Raw genomic sequence first — 2,275 nt, 5'->3', positions numbered from 1 at the left:
ACTTCAGGGTAAACCTCCCTACTTACCAAACCATCACGCTCCAAAGCCCTTATCGAGAAGGTAAACATTCGGTTCGAGATGCCATGAATGCTTTTATGGAAAAGAAACAGTAGAAGCACCTGAAAAAGAAGATAAGGTATACACTCATTTTATCAGATAATTAGGTAAATGAAAAACAGAAAATCTCCATTGACAGAAATCATAAGAGATCTGATAGTTTGATTATAAAGACGATTATTCATTTAAAAACAATTAATATGTATTGGAAGTACCTAATTGCAGCATCGCTTTTATTAAGCGTCTTAGCTTGTAAACCAACTAAACAGACAAAGTCAAATAATTTAGAAGTAACTGCTTCGTCCAATAAGCAATGGACGGGAGTTGCAGTAAGTAAAGAAAACCGTCTGTTCGTAAACTATCCAAAATGGTCGAATGATGTGCCCATTAGCGTTGCGGAAATTGTAAATGGTAAAGCAGTGGCCTTTCCTAATCAGGAATGGAATAATGCTCACAATAAGGAATCTTTCCTGGCTGTTCAGTCGGTAGTTGTTGATGAGCAGAACAAGTTATGGGTATTGGATACCAGAAATCCTCTCTTTAAAGGAGTTTTGGAAGGAGGTCCTAAATTGTACGTTTTCAACTTGAAGAACAATCAAAAGGAGAAAGTATATCAATTTCCTGAAGGTGTTTATCAGCCGAACTCATATTTTAATGATGTTAGGATTGATACAAAAAATCAATTTGCCTACATGACTGATTCAGGAAATGGAGCATTAATTGTTTTGAATTTGCAATCGGGAGAATCGAAGCGAGTATTGGACTACCACTACTCTACCGAAAGCGAAGTGGATCACCTGATTTGTGATGGAATCAAATGGGAAAACAGTGTACATTCCGATGGTATTGCTCTTTCCCCTGACAAACAGTTTTTGTATTACATTGCCTTAACGGGTCATAGTTTGTATCGGGTTCCTACTGAAACATTACGTTCTCAGAACGTAACAGAAGAACAAATAGCTGAACAAGTAGAAATGGTAAAAAAAATTCCAGCCACTGATGGAATGATGTTCGATAAAGATGGGAATCTATGGTTAGGCGGTCTGGAAGACAATTCCATTAATGTCCTGAAAAGTGATGGTAACATCAAAAAACTGATTAAAGATGAGATCATTCGTTGGGCCGATTCATTTGCCATAGATACTCAAGGAAATGTATTCTTTACAACATCACAAATTCATTTGCCAGAAATCCAGAGAAAACAATATCAAGTTCTCAAACTATCAAAATAAAATATAAAATGAAAGACGGACTTTTTAAAAACAAAAGGTCCGTCTTTTTGTTTACAATCCAGCGTATCAATGGAAAAAGTACGAACCTTACGATTTAAGATATTGCAATACTTATAAAAGCATACAAACTACAATTAGAATGAAATCATAATCAACAAGATATTAATATGAAAAAACAGCATTGGTAAGCGGATCAAACAGAGGAATTGGTTTTGCAACCGTAAAAGAACTGTTAAAGAAAGGATATCAAGTGATTCTTACTGCTCGCTCTCAGGAAGATGGAAAAAAAGCTTTCGAAAAACTGAAAAGTTTTGGAGAACTCCACTTCCATCAATTGGATGTATCGAATGAAGAAAGCGTAAAACAAATTGCTGAATATGTGGAAAATAACTTTGGATATCTCGATATCCTTATCAACAACGCAGGCATCAATTATGACACATGGCATTCAGCATTCAATGCAGACTTGGAGGAAGTTCATCAAACTTTGGAAACCAATTTGTTTGGAGCCTGGCGCTTGGCACAAGCCTTTATTCCTAATATGAAAAAGCAGAAATATGGACGCATTGTGAATGTATCGAGTGGCTTGGGAGCTTTATCAAACATGTCTGCAGGAACGCCAGGTTGCAGTATTTCAAAAGCCGCAATGAACGTTCTTACAGTAAAGTTGGGCCAGGAATTAAAAAGAAATAACATCCTTGTGAATTCGGTTTGTCCGGGATGGGTAAGAACTGATATGGGAGGTTCAACTGCTCCCCATGACCCACAGAAAGGAGCGGAAACCATTGTTTGGGCAGCCGAGCTGGAAGACAAAGGGCCTACTGGAAAATTTTTTAGGGATATGGAAGAAATTGAATGGTAATGAAAGTACCTTTTACTCTTTTAATTACTAATTAACAAATCATTAACAATCGCTACGTGCCTTTATATTCAACATACCACACATCCATGTAACCATATTTCAGCTCTGTGCGATATTGTTTTCT

The 2,275-nt window shown here is 36.7% G+C and carries 3 protein-coding genes; 2 read left to right on the top strand and 1 reads right to left on the bottom strand.

The window, feature by feature from the left end:
• A partial coding sequence (locus tag NQ163_RS20860) for a winged helix-turn-helix transcriptional regulator (RefSeq protein WP_442786037.1) occupies positions 1–119 on the bottom strand: 119 nt, incomplete at its 3' end.
• 138 nt (positions 120–257) lie between these two features.
• Here NQ163_RS20860 and NQ163_RS20455 point away from each other — a divergent pair.
• Both NQ163_RS20455 and NQ163_RS20450 read left to right on the top strand, forming a co-directional pair.
• Positions 258–1,289, top strand: coding sequence for an L-dopachrome tautomerase-related protein (locus NQ163_RS20455; RefSeq protein WP_268192170.1), 1,032 nt, complete (start codon positions 258–260; stop codon positions 1,287–1,289).
• 181 nt (positions 1,290–1,470) lie between these two features.
• A complete protein-coding gene (locus NQ163_RS20450) occupies positions 1,471–2,151 on the top strand; it encodes an SDR family oxidoreductase (protein WP_268192169.1) in 681 nt (226 codons plus the stop codon).
• Positions 2,152–2,275 lie beyond the last annotated feature (124 nt).

It is taken from the genome of Marinifilum sp. D737 (assembly GCF_026672275.1).
GTDB lineage: Bacteria > Bacteroidota > Bacteroidia > Bacteroidales > Marinifilaceae > Marinifilum.
Note: the sequence above shows the minus strand (reverse complement) of the source record. Positions and strands in the feature narration are given on the sequence as shown.

Excerpts from the sequence above, each read along its gene's own strand:
- NQ163_RS20455 (WP_268192170.1), top strand. The coding sequence starts at position 258 with ATGTATTGGAAGTACCTAATTGCAGCATCGCTTTTATTAAGCGTCTTA.